Below are 17,045 nucleotides of genomic sequence, written 5' to 3'. Positions count from 1 at the left end.
TCGACGTCGTAGCCGCCGAGTTCGAGGCAGAGGGCGACGCGCACGCCGTCGAGGGAGCCGACGCGGCCGGAGACCTCGGCGATCTCGCGCAGCGAGGCGGCGTCGCCGACCCACGGACCTGCGAGCACGTTCTGCAGCAGGGCGACGTCGGCGACGCTGCGGCCCATCGGCCCGTCGGCGCAGTACGTGTCGGAGTTGAAGGGCGCCATGCCGGGCACGCGGCCGAACGGCGGCTTGTAGCCGACGACGCCGCAGAAGGAGGCGGGGATGCGGATGGACCCGCCGATGTCGGAGCCCGTGGCGAGCAGCGTCGCCCCGGCGGCGAGCACGGCGCCGGAGCCGCCGGAGGAGCCGCCCGGCGTGTAGTCGGGGTTCCACGGGTTGCGGGTGACGCCCCAGAGCTTGGAGTGCGTGACGGGGGCGCAGCAGTACTCGGGGGTCGTCGTGCGGGCGTGCACGACCGCCCCGGCCGCCTGGATGCGCTCGACGATCGGATGCGTCTCCTCGGCGAGGTTGCCCCGCTCGAGCAGGCAGCCGTCCTCGAGCAGGCGCCCGGCGATCGGCTGCTCGTCCTTCAGCATGAGCGGGATGCCCTCGAGCGCGCCGAGCGGTGCCCCGTCGCCGGTGCCCGCAGCAGCCGCCGCGAAACGGGCCTCAGAGGCGAGGGCCGCGGCGCGGGCCTCGTCGATCCACTGCTCGGTGACCGCGTTGATCGTCGGCTCGACGGCGGCGGTGCGCTCGAGCACCGCGTCGAGCAGTTCGACCGGGGAGAGTTCGCGGCGGCGGAACCGCTCGGATGCCTCGGTGGCGGTGAGGTGGTGCAGGTCCATCGGTGCGTGCCCTTCGCGCGGCCGTACAACGTACGGCTCCGTACAGTGTACGGACGATACTCTTGCATCCATGCCGTCCCGTCAAGAGGCGCCCGCCGCCCGCCCGGTGCTGAGCCGCCGCGAGCTGGCCGCCGCAGCCATCGAGCTGATCGAACGCGACGGCCTCGACGCCCTGACGATGCGCCGGCTCGCGAGCGAGCTCGGCTTCGCCCCGATGAGCCTCTACACGCACGTGCGCAGCCGCGACGACCTCGTCGACGCCATCGTCGAGCAGCTCATCGAGCGCCTCGGGCTCGGCGACGACGCGGCGACGAGCCCGACCGCCGACTGGCGCGAACTCGTGCGCCGCACGCTCGGCGCGTACCGCGATCTCGCGGTCGCCCTCCCCCGCTCCTTCGAGCTGCTCGCCCTCGCGCCGTACGGCACGGCGCCCGTCGCCCCGCACCTGCTGGCGACCATCGCCCGGCTCGAAGCCGCGGGCCTCGGCCCGGGGGCGGCGCGGGAGATCCTCGGCATCGTCGACGGCTACGCCTCGGGGTTCCTCGTCGTCTGGGCGCGCAGCCGCGAGACGGCCGCAACCGAGGCCGACGGCGTCGCCGCGCTCCGCGACCTCGCCATGTTCGACCGCGGCATCGACGCGATCATCGCCGGCCTCGACGCGACGCTCGTGCGGGGCGGAGCGGGCGCAGCCCCGTGACACGCGAGCAGGCGGAGCGTATCGTCGCGAGCGCGGGCGCAGCCGCGTCGGCGTCGTCAGCCGGGAGGGAGCGTGCCGGGATGGGACAGGGAGATGTCGTGACCCGTTCGAACCGCGGGCAGTGGGAGAACGAGGTCGAGGGCGAGCCCGAGCGCTCGCAGAGCTTCGCCAGCCGCGAGGAGGCGATCACCGCGGGCCGGGAGCTCGCCGCCCTGCTCGGCACCACGCACACCGTGATCGAGTCGGAGCCGACGGGCGTCATCACCGACGAGGAGCCCGAGGACTAGCCGGGCGGATCAGTCCAGCTCGTCGAAGAGGATGGCGCGCGGGTCGACGCCCGCCCGACGAGCGATCCGCTGACGTGCCCGCCGCTCGGCCGCAGCGCTGCTCAGCCCGAGCACGCGAACGCCGTGATCGGGCGCGTCCAGGATGACGACGGGTCCGAGCTGCGACGTCCGCACCCGCACGAGCTCCGGGTCGAGGTCGGAGAGCGCGTAGGCGACCTCGTCGTCGGCGAAGCCCGCCGCCCGCAGGCCCGCCTCGACCCGGTCGGCCCGCACTCGCGGTGCCGCTCCCCGCACCTCACTTCGCGATCCGCGAAGCTCGAGCCAGCCCATCGTCGCCGCGAACGCGAAGACGAGGCCGAGCACCACGAGCCCGACGACGTTCATGCCCTCAGGCTAGGCGAATCGGCGGCTGCGCGGTCGGGGGTGCGTTGTCCACAGTTCGGGCGCGGCCCCGGCCCGCGTATCCTCTGCCTACGATGTGGACGCACCGGGGAGGCACAACGTTGAAGCTCACGTACGACCCCGAGGCCGACGCGGCCTACCTCACCCTCGGAGACACCATCGCTCCCGGCTCGATCAGCCACACCGTCGAGTTCGAGTCGCCAGCCGGGGGCACGATGCTGCTCGCCGATGTCGATACAAACGGACGCATCCTCGGCTTCGAGTTCATCGGCGCGCAGCACACGCTCGACCCCGCCCTGCTGCGCGACGCGCCGCTGCCGTAGATCGCCCCGCGCAAGCGGAGCGCCCGGCCTTCCGCGGAGGGCCGGGCGTTCCGGTCGATGAGGTTACGCGTCATCTACCTCGCGAGTCGAATACACGAGCAAGTCCACGAAGCCTCAGCCCTGTGGTACTCGGGGACTCCACCAATGCGAATGAGCCGCGATCCTCTCTGACTGCGCCGACGATTGGCGCCGCCAAGAACTCGAGCACCTCCCGGATCTCCCCTTCAGTGGGAGACAAACCGGCTTGCTTCCGAAGTGCACGATAGATGTCGCGCGGAGTGATGCTCTCACCTCCCTCGCCTGTCTCAAGGACGAGCTCTTCGAGAACAGCCGCGACGAGGCTTCGCTGCCGCTCAGAGGTTTCGTACGCCGCCTCGATTTCTGCTCGAGCTCCACCTGCAAAAAGATTGACTAGCTCACCGGGCGACCACGGCGTCTCACGGTGCTTCAGGAGCATTTCCGCGAGGTCCTCTGCCGTGAGCAACGCGATACCCTGTTCGCTCGCCCACTTCGCGAGCCGCCCTCCGAAGCTGGGCCCGACAACAAGCTTGTAATCAGCGGAGTGCTTCTTGGCGTGGTCAGAGATGGAGTTGAAGCTCACCGCAGACTCTTGCACCTCTCCGGACGCTGCAGACTTCGTGTCGACGACTACTCGTGCGAGAAGCTCGAACCCCGCCCTCACCTCAACGACCACATCAGTCGACCCCGGACCTCCAACTCGCTTCGCATGCAAGCCGAGAAGCTGGAATGCTTGCGCTGCTGCAGCCTCGAAGCGTCCAGGCTCGGCCGAATCCGTCGATGCCTCGACAAGCTCTCGTGCGAGCGAGTGGAACTCGTTCTCTTCAGGCAGGACGGGCACTTGGGCACCGCTGTCTGACGGCTGCCCTGACATCTGACTCAAGGGAAGTTCATCACTGATGAGGCGACCAAACGCCGTCGCTCGATAACGGCTTCCGATCTCCTCGACCCCGCCAGCCTCGATGAACCATCGGATCACGGTGGCGGTTCGGCTCTGATGCGGAACGCGCTCCCCTGCGAATGTGAGCCGCCGATGGACGCTCGCCGACGAATCAACCGAAGCCAACAGCGGTATAACCTCGCCAACGCACTGATAGCGAGCATGCGCAATTCGGATGAAGTTCAACGCCGAAGGCACTTCGAGCCAGGCATGCCCGAGGGGGGTGGTCGTCACCTCCGTCCGCCCGGTGTATCCGATAAGCCCCAACTGCTTGACTGTGTTGAGCGCGCTGCGCGCTGAGCTCGCCGCGATTGAAAAACGCTCGGCAGCATCGCTCGTGAGTTCTCCCAGATCCGCACCGTTGGATGCCACCCGGAGCACGTACGAAATGAATGCAAGCCGATCCTGGGGAAAATAGCCGATCGCGGCAACGCGGCGTCCAGGGTCAGCTCGCGCCAATTCGAGGTGCTCGTGAATCTCGTCCGGCATTGCAGGGAGTTCCAACTCGAGTTCCCGAGGAGCAGCCGAGACGGCATCCTGTAGTTCAACTGTGGCAAGGGCTGCGATCCCGGCAGGCGTCCCCCGGTGCCGCCGTTCGCCCGCCTCCTCCACGAGGCTGAGCTGAGTCAACAGCGCCAATCGCCGACGGACCTGATCCGCGCTCCGCCAGCCAAGCTGAAACCGAGTGTTTGCCTCGTCGAGAAGCTCTTCGACCCGCCGTTCCCTCTCGATGAGCAAACTCAGCATTTCCCCGAAGTAGAGAATGTTCGCATGGAGAGCGCGGAAGAGCTCTGCCGGGTCGCGCGTGGCAAGCCACTGCGCGCCTTCAGTAGTAAGGCGGACAGGTCGACTACCCGCAACCAGCAGTCCAGTCCCCCGCAACTGAACAAGGGCATCGGCTTGCACCTGCTCGTCCGAAAGCCAGCCGTATGAGGTGCCGTTAGCCACCCAATCCAGATACTCGCCGATACGGACAATCTGCAAGTCTGCACCGCCCGGCAGACTTGGTGCTGTCGATCGGCGCCCTGTTCCGGTCATGGGCCTCCCTTTCCATCCGTTCCGAGCATTCTTCCGGACATCGCAGATGGACCTAAACTCCTCACGCCGCCACGCGGAACGCCCGGCCCTCCGCGGAGGGCCGGGCGTTCCGGTCGATGGGGTTACGCGGCCTGCGGCATCCCGGTGGCGGGAACCGCGGATGCCACGACGAGCTCGTCGCCCGAGGCATCCACCCGCACGAGTCCGCCGTCGCCGAGCTCGCCCGAGACGAGCAGGTCGGAGATGCGGTCGTCGACCTCGCGCTGGATCAGCCGGCGCAGCGGCCGGGCCCCGAACTCGGGCTCGTACCCGTGCTCGGCCATCCACGCGACGGCCGCGTCGGTCACCTCGAGGCCGATCTCGCGCGCGCCGAGGCGGGCGCGGGTGGCGCCGAGCATGAGCGACACGATGCGGGCGATCTCGTCCTGCGTGAGCTTCTTGAACAGCACGATCTCGTCGATGCGGTTCAGGAACTCGGGACGCATCGCCTCGCGCAGCTTGCCCATGACGCGGTCACGGAGGTCCTTCTCCGAGGAGAATCCGTTGGCCGAGGCATCCGCCGATGCGACGAAGCCGAGCGCTCCCGAACGCGAGGCGAGGAACTCCGAACCGAGGTTCGAGGTCATCACGACGACCGTGTTGCGGAAGTCGACCGTGCGACCCTGCCCGTCGGTGAGGCGCCCGTCGTCGAGCACCTGCAGCAGCAGGTTGAACACGTCGGGGTGCGCCTTCTCGATCTCGTCGAACAGCACGATCGAGTACGGGTTGCGGCGCACGCGCTCGGTGAGCTGGCCCGCCTCGTCGTAGCCGACGTACCCGGGAGGGGCGCCGACGAGCCGCGACACGGTGTGCCGCTCGCCGAACTCCGACATGTCGAAACGGATGACGTTCTCGCCCCCTGAGCCCGTCGAAGGGAACAGGTTCGCGGCGAGCGCGCGGGCGAGCTCGGTCTTGCCGACGCCCGTCGGCCCGAGGAACAGGAACGAGCCGACCGGCCGCTTCGCGTCGCCCATGCCGGTGCGGTTGCGGCGCACCGCCTTGGCGACGGCGGTGACCGCGTCGTCCTGCCCGATCACGCGGGCGTGCAGCTCGTCCTCGAGGGTCGCGAGGCGCTCGCGCTCCCCCTCGGTGAGGCGGTTCACGGGGATGCCGGTGGCGCGCGAGATCACCGCGGCGATCTGCGCCTCATCCACCGTGGTCCCCTGAGCCTGGCTGGTTCCCTGAGCCTGTCGAAGGGAACTCGCCCCCACCTCATCCAGCTTCCCCTGCACCTTCGCGATCTCGTCGCGGATGCGGGATGCCTCCTCGTAGTGCTCGGCGGCGACCGCGGCGTTCTTCTCGGACTCGAGCTCGGCGAGCCGCGCCATGAGCGCGGGCACATCGGTCTTCACGCCGAGGCGGAGGCGCAGTCGCGCGCCGGCCTGGTCGATGAGGTCGATCGCCTTGTCGGGCAGCACCCGGTCGGGCAGGTAGCGGCTGCCGAGTTCGACGGCGGCGCGCAGCGCGTCGTCCGTGTACTCGACGCCGTGGTGCTCCTCGTAGGCGGGCTTCAGGCCGTGGAGGATGCGCACGGCGTCCTCGATCGACGGCTCGCCGACGCGCACCGGCTGGAAGCGGCGCTCGAGGGCGGGGTCCTTCTCGATCTGGCGGTACTCCTTGAGCGTGGTCGCACCGATGAGGTGCAGCTCGCCGCGCGCGAGGCGCGGCTTCAGGATGTTGCCTGCGTCCATGCCGCCCTCGCCCGCGCCTCCGGCGCCGACGACGGTGTGCACCTCGTCGATGAAGACGATCAGCTCGCCCCGATGGGCGGCGATCTCCTCCATCGTCTTGGTGAGGCGCTCCTCGAAGTCACCGCGGTAGCGGGTGCCGGCGAGCATGCCGGGCAGGTCGAGCGCGATGACACGCTTGCCGAGCAGGGCTTCGGGCACCTGCTCGTCGACGATGGCCTGCGCGAGGCCTTCGACGATCGCGGTCTTGCCGACGCCCGCCTCGCCCACGAGCACGGGGTTGTTCTTCGTGCGGCGGGAGAGGATCTCGATGGTCTGCTCGATCTCGTCGGCGCGGCCGATCACGGGGTCGAGCTCGCCGTTGCGGGCGCGCTCGGTGAGGTCCATGCCGAACTTGTCGAGCGTCGGCGTGGTTCCCTGAGCCTGCCCGTTGGTTCCCTGAGCCTGTCGAAGGGAATCCTCATCGCCGGCCCCCTGAGCCTGTCGAAGGGAATCCTCCACCCCGTCCCGCATCGTCTGCGTCAGGGCCTCGGCGGTGACGCCCGCGCGAGCGAGTACCTGTCCGGCCGGGGCATCCTGACCCAGCACGAGCGCGAAGAAGAGGTGCTCGGGGTCGATGTACGTCGCGCCAGAGGAGCGCGCCACCTGGTAGCTGTGGAACAGCGCGCGGGAGGCCGAGGGCGTAATGGTCGCAGCGTCGCGCCGCTCACCGAGCTCGTCGAAGGGGACGTCGCCGGATGCCGGCAGGCGCGCCTCGGTCGCGGTGATGATGCGCTCCGGGCTCGCGCCGACGCGACGGATCGCCGCCTGCACGCTCTCGTCCTCGACGATGACGCGCAGGATGTGCAGCGCGTCGAGCTCGGTCTGGCCGCGCTCGAGGGCGAAACGTCCCGCCTGCTGAAGAATGCTCTGGGTGCGGGCCGTCAGGAACCGGCTGAGGTCGATCGACCGCGCCTGACGGGCCTGCTCACCCGCGAGGTATCGGGCGAGGAACTCGTCGAACGAGCTCGCGCCGGCCTCGTTGAAGTCGTTGGGCACCTGGCCTCCTGGTTGAAGTTGAGTGTGGTTCGCTCAAGTTCAACGCGAAGCTGCGCTGAGTATTCCCCTAACATCGAGCGCGAGGCGCACGATTACCAATCCACCCCCCATCGCGGTGCGAACGCAGGCGATAATAGCCAACTGTGATTACCCGCCATGTAGCGTCGCCGAAGTAGGCTCCGAAGCTGAGGTAGCCCGCGCGTCACCACCAAGAAGATCGTCTTCCTGGCAACCCAAACGACCTCGAACATACCTGGGCGCCTCGAAGCGTCACATCGCTAGATCCCGCGAACTGGGCCGGCCGACACTGCCAGCTTCTCCCGGACTCTTGTGATGCCCACGTGTGATGCCCACGGTGAATGATCCGCGATCGCCTCCGGGTGGACTGTTGGCCAGATCGTCTTCCCATGCTTACTGCTCGGTCAACGGGCGAGCGATGCTATTAGCGGGATGTGGTCACTGAAAACCGTCATCCTCCAAACGGGGGGCCAAACTCGCAGCGGAAGTTCCCGATGAATTCAACGAGGCACGGAGTAAGCGTCGCAAGTAGTAGCCCGTACGCCACCAGTGCTATGACGCCGTGGAAAACAACGAACTGGCCCGACATAAGCACCGAACTCCAACGGGACCGAGGGAAGGCTTCAGGGTCCTGAAAGCCAGACGTATCCATATCGAAGGTTCGCATCGCTGGCGACGCCGAGATCGCGTCCTTGTAGAGTTCGCGAAACAACCTCTCCTGCCGAAGAAAGTACGCGTCCAGAAATGCGAAACCAAAGATCGGGAGGAATGCAAGCGTCACGACGAGCGGGTCACCACGATCGGCGGCGAACGCCAAAAAGGCCGCCGAAACCGTCAGCGACCAGCCTTTGATCACGAAGGAGTTGCCGGCCTGGCGAGTGATTACCGCTTGAACAAGCTCCAGGTGTTTGACGCGATCTGACTCCACCGCGAGTCCTCGACTAGTAGCGCGCCCGGATGGCAATGGCATCCTCGACCCACGCCTCGAGGTTGTCCTTGATGTGCGAATAGACGTAAGTGCTCGTGCTGTAGGGCGGATCGTACGTCTTCACAATTGAACTAAGTGACTTGTCTCCCACGGAGATCCCACCGAATGGATTTCCCCCCTTGGTGTCTTGGTCGCCGTTGAGGTTCTTCAAGTTATGAATGTGAATGCCGAGCACGCCCTTGCGGTCGTTCCACGCCTTAATGATCTCGTAGTTCACCCACTTCCGCCCAGCCGTTTGGGCCCCAATGAGAACCACCAAGCACGATTTGCCGCTCATCTCGGTGGCAATCCACTCCTTGATCGCCGCTTCTCCGCCGCCCTCGACTTCCTCCCACTTGTTTGCCGAGAGAATTGGCTGCCCTTCAACTACTCCCATGTTCTTAACCTGAGAAACCCTTTGGGAGTCTCGCTTGTAGTGAAAGCTGTAGAAGACCTTGCGCACCATGTTCACCTTTGACTGATCGCGCCGACCGTCGGCACTAACTCAGGGTCTCAGGCAACGCCGCGACACTTCCTCATCAAATAGCCCCCCAAAACGGGGGGACTACTCCTTTCTCCCTGCCAGTTCCGCACCCATCGCCACACCTCGGCAGTTGTCCGACGATCGAGCGGACAACGACAGGAGCCCGCAGACTGACGCAGCGAGAGCTTGGCCGCGTCCTGAAGAAGTTGATCTACGACGTGATTGCAGCACGTGGCGGACCGCTCGGAGCGGCACCCATCTAAGTCGGCCGAAACGCACCCAAGCTCTTGTGATCGGTCTACCGAGCTACCGGAAACACTTGGACCTAGTCGACGGGTCGCGGGTACGTGCGCGCACGACTCTCAGGATGGCAGACGCGATATTGTCCTGGTCAACACGCAAGTACTGCGGCGTGAGCGTCGTTGCGGGCAGATCCTGTGAGTTGGAATCACCGAGTTCTGAAGCCGCGTACTGCTTCGCGCAAAGCTTCCCAAGCGTCGTCCTTCTGCGCTTCGCTGTAGTCACTCTCGGGCGGCCAGATGCGGCCGATCCTGTCGTTCTCCCACCGCGGGACTATGTGGACGTGGAGATGCATCACCGTCTGGCTTGCAGCGTGGCCGTTGGACTGAATTATGTTCAGCCCGTCAGGCTTCAAGGCCACCCTGATTGCCGATGCGATAACGAGGGTGGTGCTGGCGACACGGGATGCAGTGTGCGCGTCGAGCTCCCACACATCAGGCACATGGCGCCTAGGAATGACCATGGTGTGCCCGAGGACTGCCGGCTCGGTGGGGAAGAAGGCTACTGTTCCCGTGTCACGGTAGATCTCTCGGGCGTCGGGATCCTCGTTCATTACGATCTCGCAGAACGGGCAATCGGTGTGCATACCACTCATCAGCACTGGTAGTCCTTGTCCACCCACATGACAAGGTTGACCTTGATGCTCGCGTGCACCAGCTGGCTCATGCCAGACGTTCCCGTATTGATCCGCCACGCGTCACGGTCGTAGTAGAAGCTATAGAAGGCGGACTTGGCCATTTCGTAGTCCTTTTCGGATGTGCATAGTCGGTGCGCTCAGGGCCACGGTACCGGGAGCGACTGGGTTTCTTGGGCAGCCGCGACAATGGCGCAGAACGCGGCTAGTGGCCCGCCCGCAACAGGTGAGTTCGGAGCCACGGCTCGCTCTCGGGCGCCAGCAGTCCGGCGCGCAAAGCGCGGCGAGGGGCCACGAGAGTGTTTTACACTGCGCTGGAGGTCACAATGCCGAACAGTCGCGAAATCGCGACGGTCATCCTGATTCTGGCTGGCATCCTCCTGGTCCTCGTCTTTCCGAAAGTCCGCCGCCCAGTTTTGGCTGGCGTAACCGACGTCGCCCTTGCTGCATCGAACCGGGCGATTCTCCGCGTCCTCGCGCCGTACCTCGGGTGGTGCGCTGCTTGGATCTTTCTTGCTTGGCGAGTCGGTCTCTGGAGTGTCGATCTACTCAAAGACTCGATCGTCATCGTTCTAGCTGTCGGGCTCCCGGTCCCTTTCAAGGTGTTGAAGCCCAAGAGCGGCGGCGCCATCCTCCGCACGATGATTTCGTGCGCGTCGGGGTCGGAGAGGTCACAGGGCATTCTCTCCGTGAGAACCTCGGGAGCTACCGAGGCGCGCAGCCGCCACCGCCCGCACCCCCTCCAACACCACCTGCAGCGCCGGCGAGTCCGCCTGACTCCGCCGGTGCACGGCCGACACTCCCCTGGTCGACGCGGGCTGCGCGGTCGGGATCGCGACGAGGTCGTCGTGCAGCGCCGGACGCCCCATCCGCGGCACCAGGGCAACCCCGAGTCCGGCGCGCACGAGCTCCAGGTGGTTCTCGAACTCCATCGATTCGTGCACGATGCGGGGCGCGTTCGAGACGCCGTCGAACAGCCGCCGCAGCCACTGTCGGCAGATGGTCGAGTCGAAGGTCGCGATCCAGTCCTCGCCCGCGAGGTCGGTCGGAGTCAACGAAGCAGCGGCGGCCAGCGGGTGGTCGCGGCGCAGGATCACGTCCGCGACATCCGTGAACAGCGGCGTCTCGACCAGATGATCGGGCATCGCGAGCGCGACGCCGCCCCAGCGGTGCACGATGCCGAGGTCGCGCTGCCCCGACGCGACGAGCGCGATCGTCTCCCACGGCTCGCTCTCGCGCAGGGGCACGCGCAGCTCGGGGTGTTCCGCCCGCAGCTTCGGCAGCACGTCGACGAGCAGCCCGCGCACCGCGGTCGAGAACACGCCGATGCGCACTTCGCCGACGACGGGTCCACGATCGGCGACGGGACCGCCCGCGAGGTGCAGGTCGGCCTCGATCCGTTCGAGCTCGGCGAGCACCGTCGCCGATGACGTCACGAGCTGGCGACCGGCATCCGTCAGCACCACGCCGCGCCCCGCCCGCTCGAGCAACGCGACGCGCGTACCGCGCTCGAGCCGCTTGATCTGCTGCGACACCGCCGAGGGCGTGAAGCCGAGCGCGTCGGCGGCCGCCGCGACGCTGCCGTTGGTCGCCACGGCGCGCAACGCGACCACCGCTTCGAGATCGATCATGCACAGATGCTACCGAATCATCCACAGAAACCATCGCTAGTGTTTCCGGATTCCGCGCGCTGAAGTAGAAGCATGACGCGACGGGACATGCTGCTGGCCGCCCTGGTGGCGACGATGTGGGGCTTCAACTTCGTCGTCATCGACTGGGGCATGACCGGCATCCCGCCGCTGCTCTTCGTCGCGATCCGCTTCGCCGTCGTCGCCCTCGCGGTCGTCGTCGTGCCGCGCCCGCTCGCGAGCTGGAAGACCGTCGTCGGCGTCGGCCTCTTCATGAGCCTCGGCCAGTTCGCCCTGCTCTACACCTCGATGGCGCTCGGCCTGCAGCCGGGCATCGCGGCACTGCTGCTGCAGGCGCACGTCGTGCTCACGATCGTGGTCGCGGCGCTCGCGCTCCGCGAGCGGCCGACGCGGATGCAGACGATCGGCGTGCTCGTCGGCACCGTCGGGCTGGGGGTCGTCGCACTCGGACGCGGCGGGGATGCCCCGGCCCTCGCCGTCGTGCTCGCCCTACTCGCCGCCCTCTCGTGGGCGATCGGCAACGTCATCTCGCGGAAGGCCGGACCGGTCGCCCCCGCGAAACCCCTCGGCGCGCTGTCGCTCACGGTGTGGTCGTCGCTCGTCGTGCCGCTGCCGGCGCTCGGGCTGTCGGCGCTCATCGAGGGGCCCGACGCGATCGCCGCGGGCCTCGCCGCGTTCGGCTGGCGACCGATCCTCTCGACGCTCTACACCGCCGGGCTCTGCACCCTCATCGGCTACGCGATCTTCAACGCCCTGCTCGCGCGCAACCGCGCCGCCTCGGTGGTGCCGTGGGTGCTGCTCGCGCCGGTCGTCGCGATGGCGTCGGCGGCGCTGCTGCTCGGGCAGGTGCCGAACGTCTGGGAGACGGTCGGCGGTGCGGTGCTCGTCGCCGGCGTCTTCATCGCGAACGCGCCAGCGCGGCGGCGCCTACAGCGCCCCGGTCGCCGGCTTCTCGACGACGCGGCCGTCGCCCTCGAAGGACAGCAGCCGGTCGGCGAGCTTGTCGACGAAGAAGCGGTCGTGCGAGACCACGACGACGGCGCCGGGGAAGTGCGTCAGCGCCCGCTCCATCACCTGCGTCGAGGTGATGTCGAGGTGGTTGGTGGGCTCGTCGAGCACGATCACCGCGGCTCCTGAGAGCAGGCACTGCGCGATCGCGACGCGCGCCCGCTGCCCGCCCGAGAGGGTGCCGATCTTCTGCTGCAGGTCGGCGTCGGAGAACTGCAGCATCGCGAGGAACCGCGCCACGCTCTTCTTCGTCGCCGTGAACGCGAGCGAATCGGGGTACGCGTTCACCGCGTGCCCGACGGTGTCGGTCAGGTCGAGCTCGGCGTACACCTGGTTGTACGACACGAAGCGGGCGCCCTTCGCCCAGCGCACGGTGCCAGCGTCGGGCGACGTCACCCCGGTGAGCACGTCGAGCAGGGTCGACTTGCCGGATCCGTTCGGCCCGATCACCGCGACCCGGTCACCGCGCTGCAGGTCGAAGCTGAGCCCGTCGAACACGGGCGCGCCGCCGAACGACTTCGACAGCCCGGCGACGGTGAGCAGGTCGTTCGACACCTTCAGCCCGTCGTAGATCGAGGTGATGATCTGGTCGATGGGGCGCGGCGCCTGCCGTTTCTTGATGTCGGCGAGCCGGCGCGCGACGGCGTTCGAGGGGTTGCGCGCCGCTTCGCGACGGGCGGATGCCGCGGACTGCTCGTAGGCCAGCAGCTCCTCCTCGTGCGCGAACTGCTTCTCGAGCATCTTCAGCCGGGACTGCTTCGCGTGCACGTACGCCGAGTAGTCGCCCTCGTACTCCTGCAGACGGTAGTTCTCGATCTCGATGATGCGGTCGACGACGCCGTCGAGGAACTGCCGGTCGTGCGACACGACGAGCACCGCCCCGGCGAAGCCCTGCAACCAGTTCTCGACCCACTTCACGCCGTCGAGGTCGAGGAAGTTCGTCGGCTCGTCGAGGAGCAGCACATCGGGCGCCTGCACGAGAATCAGCGCGAGCGCGGCGCGGTTGCGCCATCCGCCCGAGAGCCGGTCCACCGGGAGGTGCCGGCGCTCCTCGTCGAAGCCGAGCCGGGTGAGCACGGTGTCGATCGTGGTCTCGTAGGTCCACCCGCCGACGGCGTCCATCCGCTCGAACAGCGCGCCCTGCTCGGTGAGCAGCTTGTCCATGGCCGAGGCATCCATCGGCTCCGCGAGCTGCGCGCCGATCTCGTCGAGCCGGGCCTGCGTCTCGTGCACCTCGGTGAAGTGGTCACTCAGCGTCTGCTGCACGCTGCGCTCACCGTCGAGCTCCGAGAACTGCGAGAAATAGCCGATCGTCGTGCCCTGCGTCACGTCGACCGTGCCGCCCGTGGGCTCGCGCCGGCCGAGCACGATCTCGAGGAACGTCGACTTGCCCGTGCCGTTCTTGCCGATGAGCCCGACGCGGTCGCCCTTGCGCAGCTTCAGGAACGCCTCTTTGAGCACCGGTCGCCCGTCGTAGTCCATGCTGACGTCGTTCAGGCGGATCAGGCTCACGGGTGTCCTCGCGTCGGGGGTCGGGAGCGGCGAGACGGATGCCTCGAGCCGCCAGTCGACTCTACCGAGCGCGCCTGTGCACGGGCGGCGACGCCGAGCAACGGAATGTGCGAGGCTCCAGGTCGCGCGAACGCAGATCGGAAGGAGATACGGATGCCTCAACGAGGGCGTGCCGTCGCGGCATCCATGATCGCCGTGACGCTGCTCGTCGGGTGCACCTCGACCGTTGCTCCCCCGTCGGCGAGCACACCGGTATCTGCTCCTCCGCCGTCCCCGTCGGCGACGCCACGTGCGCTCGACCTGAGCACTCCGCCCACACGCAATCTCGAGACCTTCGACGCTCTCGCTCACGGGGTCATCGAGCGGGATGGGCCACCGACGACGTCAGACTTCGTCGATGCCCTGCGCACCGCGGGCGCGCCCGACGAGCGACTCGAATTCGGGGACGACCTCACCACCGAGGGCAAGCCCGCCGATGCGTACTTCTGGGCGGTGCGGTTCGATGATGGATGCCTCGTCGGCCAGTTCCGCCCGCTCGAAACGGACCCCGATCGGCAGTACCTCAGCGCCGAGGCACCGCTCGTGGGCGGCCGTTGTCTGGTGGCCCCACCGTCCGAGACCCGGAACAGACCGGATAAGGTCGCACCATGAATCCCGCCGCGACATGGAACCAGCGGACACTCCAGTGAGTCAGACCACCGCCGAACTCGTGTTCGCGAGCATCGGTTTCATCGGCTTCTTCGCGTTGGGCATCGCCTCAGTCGTCGTCCCGCGCCGAGTCGGCCGGTTCTTTCAAGTGGGAGGAGGCCCACTTCTAGGACCTCGAATGGCCGCCAAGATGTTCTCGACGGGCCGCATCCGCTACACGGGGTGCGTGTTGACGCTCATGACGCCGTTCATGGCGTGGGGCGCCGTCACGAACATCCTCGCGTGATCACTCCGCGTCGCGCGGCGGGTTATGCATGAACTCGATACGGATGCCGTTGTCGTCCTCCAGGAACGAGGCGTAGTAGCGCTCGTTGAAGCGGGGGTACAGCTTGGGCTCGCGCACGACGCTCCACCCGGCATCCGTCGCGACCGCGTGCAGCCGGTCGACCTCGTCGCGGGAGTCGACCGCGAAGGCGAGGTGCTGCCAGCCGACCCGGCCGTGCTCGTGCGGACCCGACTCGGGCTCGCGCGCGGCGAAGACGATGAACTCCGTCTCGCCCTCCTTCCACCAGGCGGCCGAGTCGTCGTGCTCGCCACCCTTCTCGAAGCCGAGGGCGGTGAGCACGGCGTCGAACTGGTCGATGCCGCGGCGGAGGTCGGCGACGGAGACCCCGAGGTGATCGAAAACTGGCATGCCCACCAGTCTGACGGATGCCGGCGACGCTCCGGATGGGCAGCGCTCCCCATTCCCCCGGCGCGAGCCCGGGGATAGCTTGGCGGCACGCACGACCGAAGGGAACACGATGCGCACCTCCATCCGCACGAAGACCGCGGCGCTCGCCACCGCGGCGAGCCTCGCCCTGGGTGGCGGCCTCGCGCTCGCCACCGCCGCCCCCGCGAATGCCGCCTACGAACAGATGCAGACGTACAGCAACTACCCGACGAAGCAGCGCTGCCAGTCGGAGCAGACGTACGCGTTCCAGCGCATCGCGGCGACCGGCCACACGCGCACCGCGTACACGCCGTGCCACTACCAGGACTCGAAGCGGAAGTGGATGTTCCAGGTCTGGTTCATCTGAGCCGGCACTGAGCCGAACGAGCCGAGGGCCGCCCCGCGATCGGGGCGCCCCTCGACTCATCCCTGCGACCGCCGGACCCCCGCCGCCACCGCAACCACCCCGGCCACCGCGACGAGCCCCGCGCTCACCAGCAGCGGCCCGACCGCGCCGAGCGCGCTCGCGTAGGCCGCGCCGCCGAGCACCGGTCCGACGGCCGCACCGACGTTGAGCGATGCGGTCGCGTACGAGCCCGCCATGGTCGGCGCCCCCGTCGCGACGCGCATCGACGCGGCGATGAGCGTGCTCCCGACCGCGAACGACAGCGCACCCTGCACGAAGGTGAGCACGAGCAGCGCGGCCGGGCTCGCGGCGAGCAGCGCGAAGGCGCACCAGCCGGCGAGCAGCGCGACGCCCCCGAACCGCAGCATGCCTCGCGCATGCCGGTCGCCGAAGCGCCCGGCTGACCACACGCCGAGGAACGCGCCGAGCCCGAACAGCGCCAGCACGAGCGGTACCGCCGACTCGTCGAGTCCGGCGCGCTCGGTCACGAGCGGCGCGAGGAAGGTGAACGCGCAGAACGTCGCGCCGTTCACGAGCGCCCCGAGCGTGAGCGGGCGGAGCAGCGGCGGGCGGCGGAGTTCGGCAAGCTCCGTCCGGAGCGGCGGCGCGGCGGGTGCCTGCTCGCGGGGCGCCGGCGAGGCATCCGTCCGCCTCGGCACGGCGAGCGCGACGCCGAGGAGCGCCGGGAGCGACAGGATCGCGACGCCCCAGAGCGCCGCCCGCCAGTCGAGCAGCGCGCCGACCGCGGCGCCGGCTGGGACGCCGACGATGAGGGCGAGCGTCGTGCCGCCGAGGATCACGGCGAGCGCGCGGGCGAGCCGCTGCGGCGGCACGAGCGCCGACACGGTCGACAGGGTGACGGCGAGGAAGCCGGCGTTGCAGAGCGCCGCGACGACGCGGGTCGCGAGCAGCACGCCGAAGCTGCCGGTCAGGGCGCCGACGACGTGCATGGCGATGAAGCCGATGAGCAGCGCCGACAGCGCGATCCGCGGCGACCAGCGCCGGGCGAGTGCCGCCATGAGCGGGGCGCCGACGACCATGCCGACGGCGAAGGCGGTGGTGAGCAGCGCCGCTTCCGGCACGGTGACGTCGAGCTCGGTGGCGATCGCCGGCAGGAGGCCGGCGAGCATGAACTCCGAGGTGCCCTGCGCGAAGACCGCGACGGCGAGCAGCACGATGAGGATTGGCATGAGTGAACTCCGATGAGGGTAACGGTCGGTCGATACGGACCGGCACACCGGAGCCCCGGACCAGGGCGTCTTGCATCGAGGGGTCGATGCAGCGAAGCGCGCGCCGCTCAGAGGGCGCGATCGAGGTCGGAGCTACCGGCGGGCCGGCAGCTCGACTCTGGACGCTTCGGGAGAACTCACCCGGCCAGGCTAGCGGATGCCTCGACGAGCCGGCGTG

Annotated in this window: 17 protein-coding genes and 1 pseudogene; 6 read left to right on the top strand and 12 right to left on the bottom strand. The window is 68.2% G+C overall.

From position 1 onward, the window contains the following. On the bottom strand, positions 1-830 hold an 830-nt coding region (locus IEY71_RS13425; protein WP_189085816.1), incomplete at its 3' end, for an amidase. 70 nt (positions 831-900) lie between these two features. Here IEY71_RS13425 and IEY71_RS13420 point away from each other — a divergent pair. Both IEY71_RS13420 and IEY71_RS13415 read left to right on the top strand, forming a co-directional pair. Continuing rightward, positions 901-1,527: a TetR/AcrR family transcriptional regulator gene (locus IEY71_RS13420; RefSeq protein WP_189085815.1), complete on the top strand. Its 627-nt coding sequence runs from the start codon at positions 901-903 to the stop codon at positions 1,525-1,527. An 80-nt stretch (positions 1,528-1,607) separates the two neighbouring features. Further along, a complete protein-coding gene (locus IEY71_RS13415) occupies positions 1,608-1,814 on the top strand; it encodes a DUF2188 domain-containing protein (RefSeq protein WP_189085814.1) in 207 nt (68 codons plus the stop codon). Between the two features lie 9 nt (positions 1,815-1,823). On the opposite strand, the gene IEY71_RS13410 is transcribed toward IEY71_RS13415, so the two are convergent. Next, positions 1,824-2,198: a hypothetical protein gene (locus tag IEY71_RS13410; RefSeq protein WP_189085813.1), complete on the bottom strand. Its 375-nt coding sequence runs from the start codon at positions 2,196-2,198 to the stop codon at positions 1,824-1,826. A gap of 119 nt (positions 2,199-2,317) precedes the next feature. Between IEY71_RS13410 and IEY71_RS13405 the strand changes: the two genes are divergently transcribed. Then, positions 2,318-2,539 carry a DUF2283 domain-containing protein gene (locus IEY71_RS13405; protein ID WP_189085812.1) on the top strand — a complete coding sequence of 74 codons (222 nt, stop codon included), beginning with the start codon at positions 2,318-2,320 and terminating at the stop codon, positions 2,537-2,539. A gap of 70 nt (positions 2,540-2,609) precedes the next feature. Here IEY71_RS13405 and IEY71_RS13400 read toward each other — a convergent pair whose 3' ends face one another. The 7 genes from IEY71_RS13400 to IEY71_RS13370 form a co-directional block, all read right to left on the bottom strand. Further along, a complete protein-coding gene (locus tag IEY71_RS13400) occupies positions 2,610-4,535 on the bottom strand; it encodes a restriction endonuclease (RefSeq protein WP_189085811.1) in 1,926 nt (641 codons plus the stop codon). Positions 4,536-4,657: 122 nt separating this feature from the next. Beyond that, a complete protein-coding gene (locus IEY71_RS13395; protein ID WP_189085810.1) occupies positions 4,658-7,300 on the bottom strand; it encodes an ATP-dependent Clp protease ATP-binding subunit in 2,643 nt (880 codons plus the stop codon). A 469-nt stretch (positions 7,301-7,769) separates the two neighbouring features. Further along, positions 7,770-8,246: a hypothetical protein gene (locus IEY71_RS13390; RefSeq protein ID WP_189085809.1), complete on the bottom strand. Its 477-nt coding sequence runs from the start codon at positions 8,244-8,246 to the stop codon at positions 7,770-7,772. Positions 8,247-8,259: 13 nt separating this feature from the next. Continuing rightward, positions 8,260-8,748 (bottom strand): TIR domain-containing protein, encoded by a 489-nt coding sequence (locus tag IEY71_RS13385; RefSeq protein ID WP_229781736.1) that lies wholly within the window; start codon positions 8,746-8,748, stop codon positions 8,260-8,262. 469 nt (positions 8,749-9,217) lie between these two features. Next, positions 9,218-9,655 carry an HIT family protein gene (locus IEY71_RS13380; protein ID WP_189085808.1) on the bottom strand — a complete coding sequence of 146 codons (438 nt, stop codon included), beginning with the start codon at positions 9,653-9,655 and terminating at the stop codon, positions 9,218-9,220. Positions 9,656-9,663: 8 nt separating this feature from the next. Then, complete coding sequence (locus IEY71_RS13375; protein WP_189085807.1) at positions 9,664-9,807, bottom strand: hypothetical protein; 144 nt, start codon at positions 9,805-9,807, stop codon at positions 9,664-9,666. Between the two features lie 567 nt (positions 9,808-10,374). Beyond that, entirely contained in the window at positions 10,375-11,334 is a 960-nt protein-coding gene (locus IEY71_RS13370) for a LysR family transcriptional regulator (RefSeq protein ID WP_189085806.1), read from the bottom strand. Between the two features lie 72 nt (positions 11,335-11,406). Between IEY71_RS13370 and IEY71_RS13365 the strand changes: the two are divergent. Then, a pseudogene (locus IEY71_RS13365) lies at positions 11,407-12,201 on the top strand (EamA family transporter); the annotation flags it as partial. Positions 12,202-12,279: 78 nt separating this feature from the next. On the opposite strand, the gene IEY71_RS13360 reads toward IEY71_RS13365, so the two are convergent. Beyond that, positions 12,280-13,872: an ABC-F family ATP-binding cassette domain-containing protein gene (locus IEY71_RS13360; protein WP_189085805.1), complete on the bottom strand. Its 1,593-nt coding sequence runs from the start codon at positions 13,870-13,872 to the stop codon at positions 12,280-12,282. Positions 13,873-14,058: 186 nt separating this feature from the next. Between IEY71_RS13360 and IEY71_RS13355 the strand changes: the two genes are divergently transcribed. Further along, positions 14,059-14,523 (top strand): DUF6993 domain-containing protein, encoded by a 465-nt coding sequence (locus IEY71_RS13355; RefSeq protein ID WP_189085804.1) that lies wholly within the window; start codon positions 14,059-14,061, stop codon positions 14,521-14,523. Between the two features lie 283 nt (positions 14,524-14,806). Here the strand turns inward: IEY71_RS13355 and IEY71_RS13350 are convergent, their stop codons facing one another. Next, a complete protein-coding gene (locus IEY71_RS13350) occupies positions 14,807-15,214 on the bottom strand; it encodes a VOC family protein (protein WP_189085803.1) in 408 nt (135 codons plus the stop codon). 109 nt (positions 15,215-15,323) lie between these two features. Between IEY71_RS13350 and IEY71_RS13345 the strand changes: the two genes are divergently transcribed. Further along, the gene (locus tag IEY71_RS13345; RefSeq protein WP_189085802.1) at positions 15,324-15,599 is read left to right on the top strand and encodes a hypothetical protein; all 276 of its coding nucleotides are present in this window, start codon (positions 15,324-15,326) and stop codon (positions 15,597-15,599) included. A gap of 56 nt (positions 15,600-15,655) precedes the next feature. Here the strand turns inward: IEY71_RS13345 and IEY71_RS13340 are convergent, their stop codons facing one another. Then, positions 15,656-16,828 carry a Cmx/CmrA family chloramphenicol efflux MFS transporter gene (locus IEY71_RS13340; protein ID WP_189085801.1) on the bottom strand — a complete coding sequence of 391 codons (1,173 nt, stop codon included), beginning with the start codon at positions 16,826-16,828 and terminating at the stop codon, positions 15,656-15,658. Positions 16,829-17,045: the final 217 nt, after the last annotated feature.

Source organism: Agromyces mediolanus (assembly GCF_014648575.1).
Taxonomy (GTDB): domain Bacteria; phylum Actinomycetota; class Actinomycetes; order Actinomycetales; family Microbacteriaceae; genus Agromyces; species Agromyces mediolanus.
This window is presented reverse-complemented; position numbering and strand designations above follow the sequence as displayed.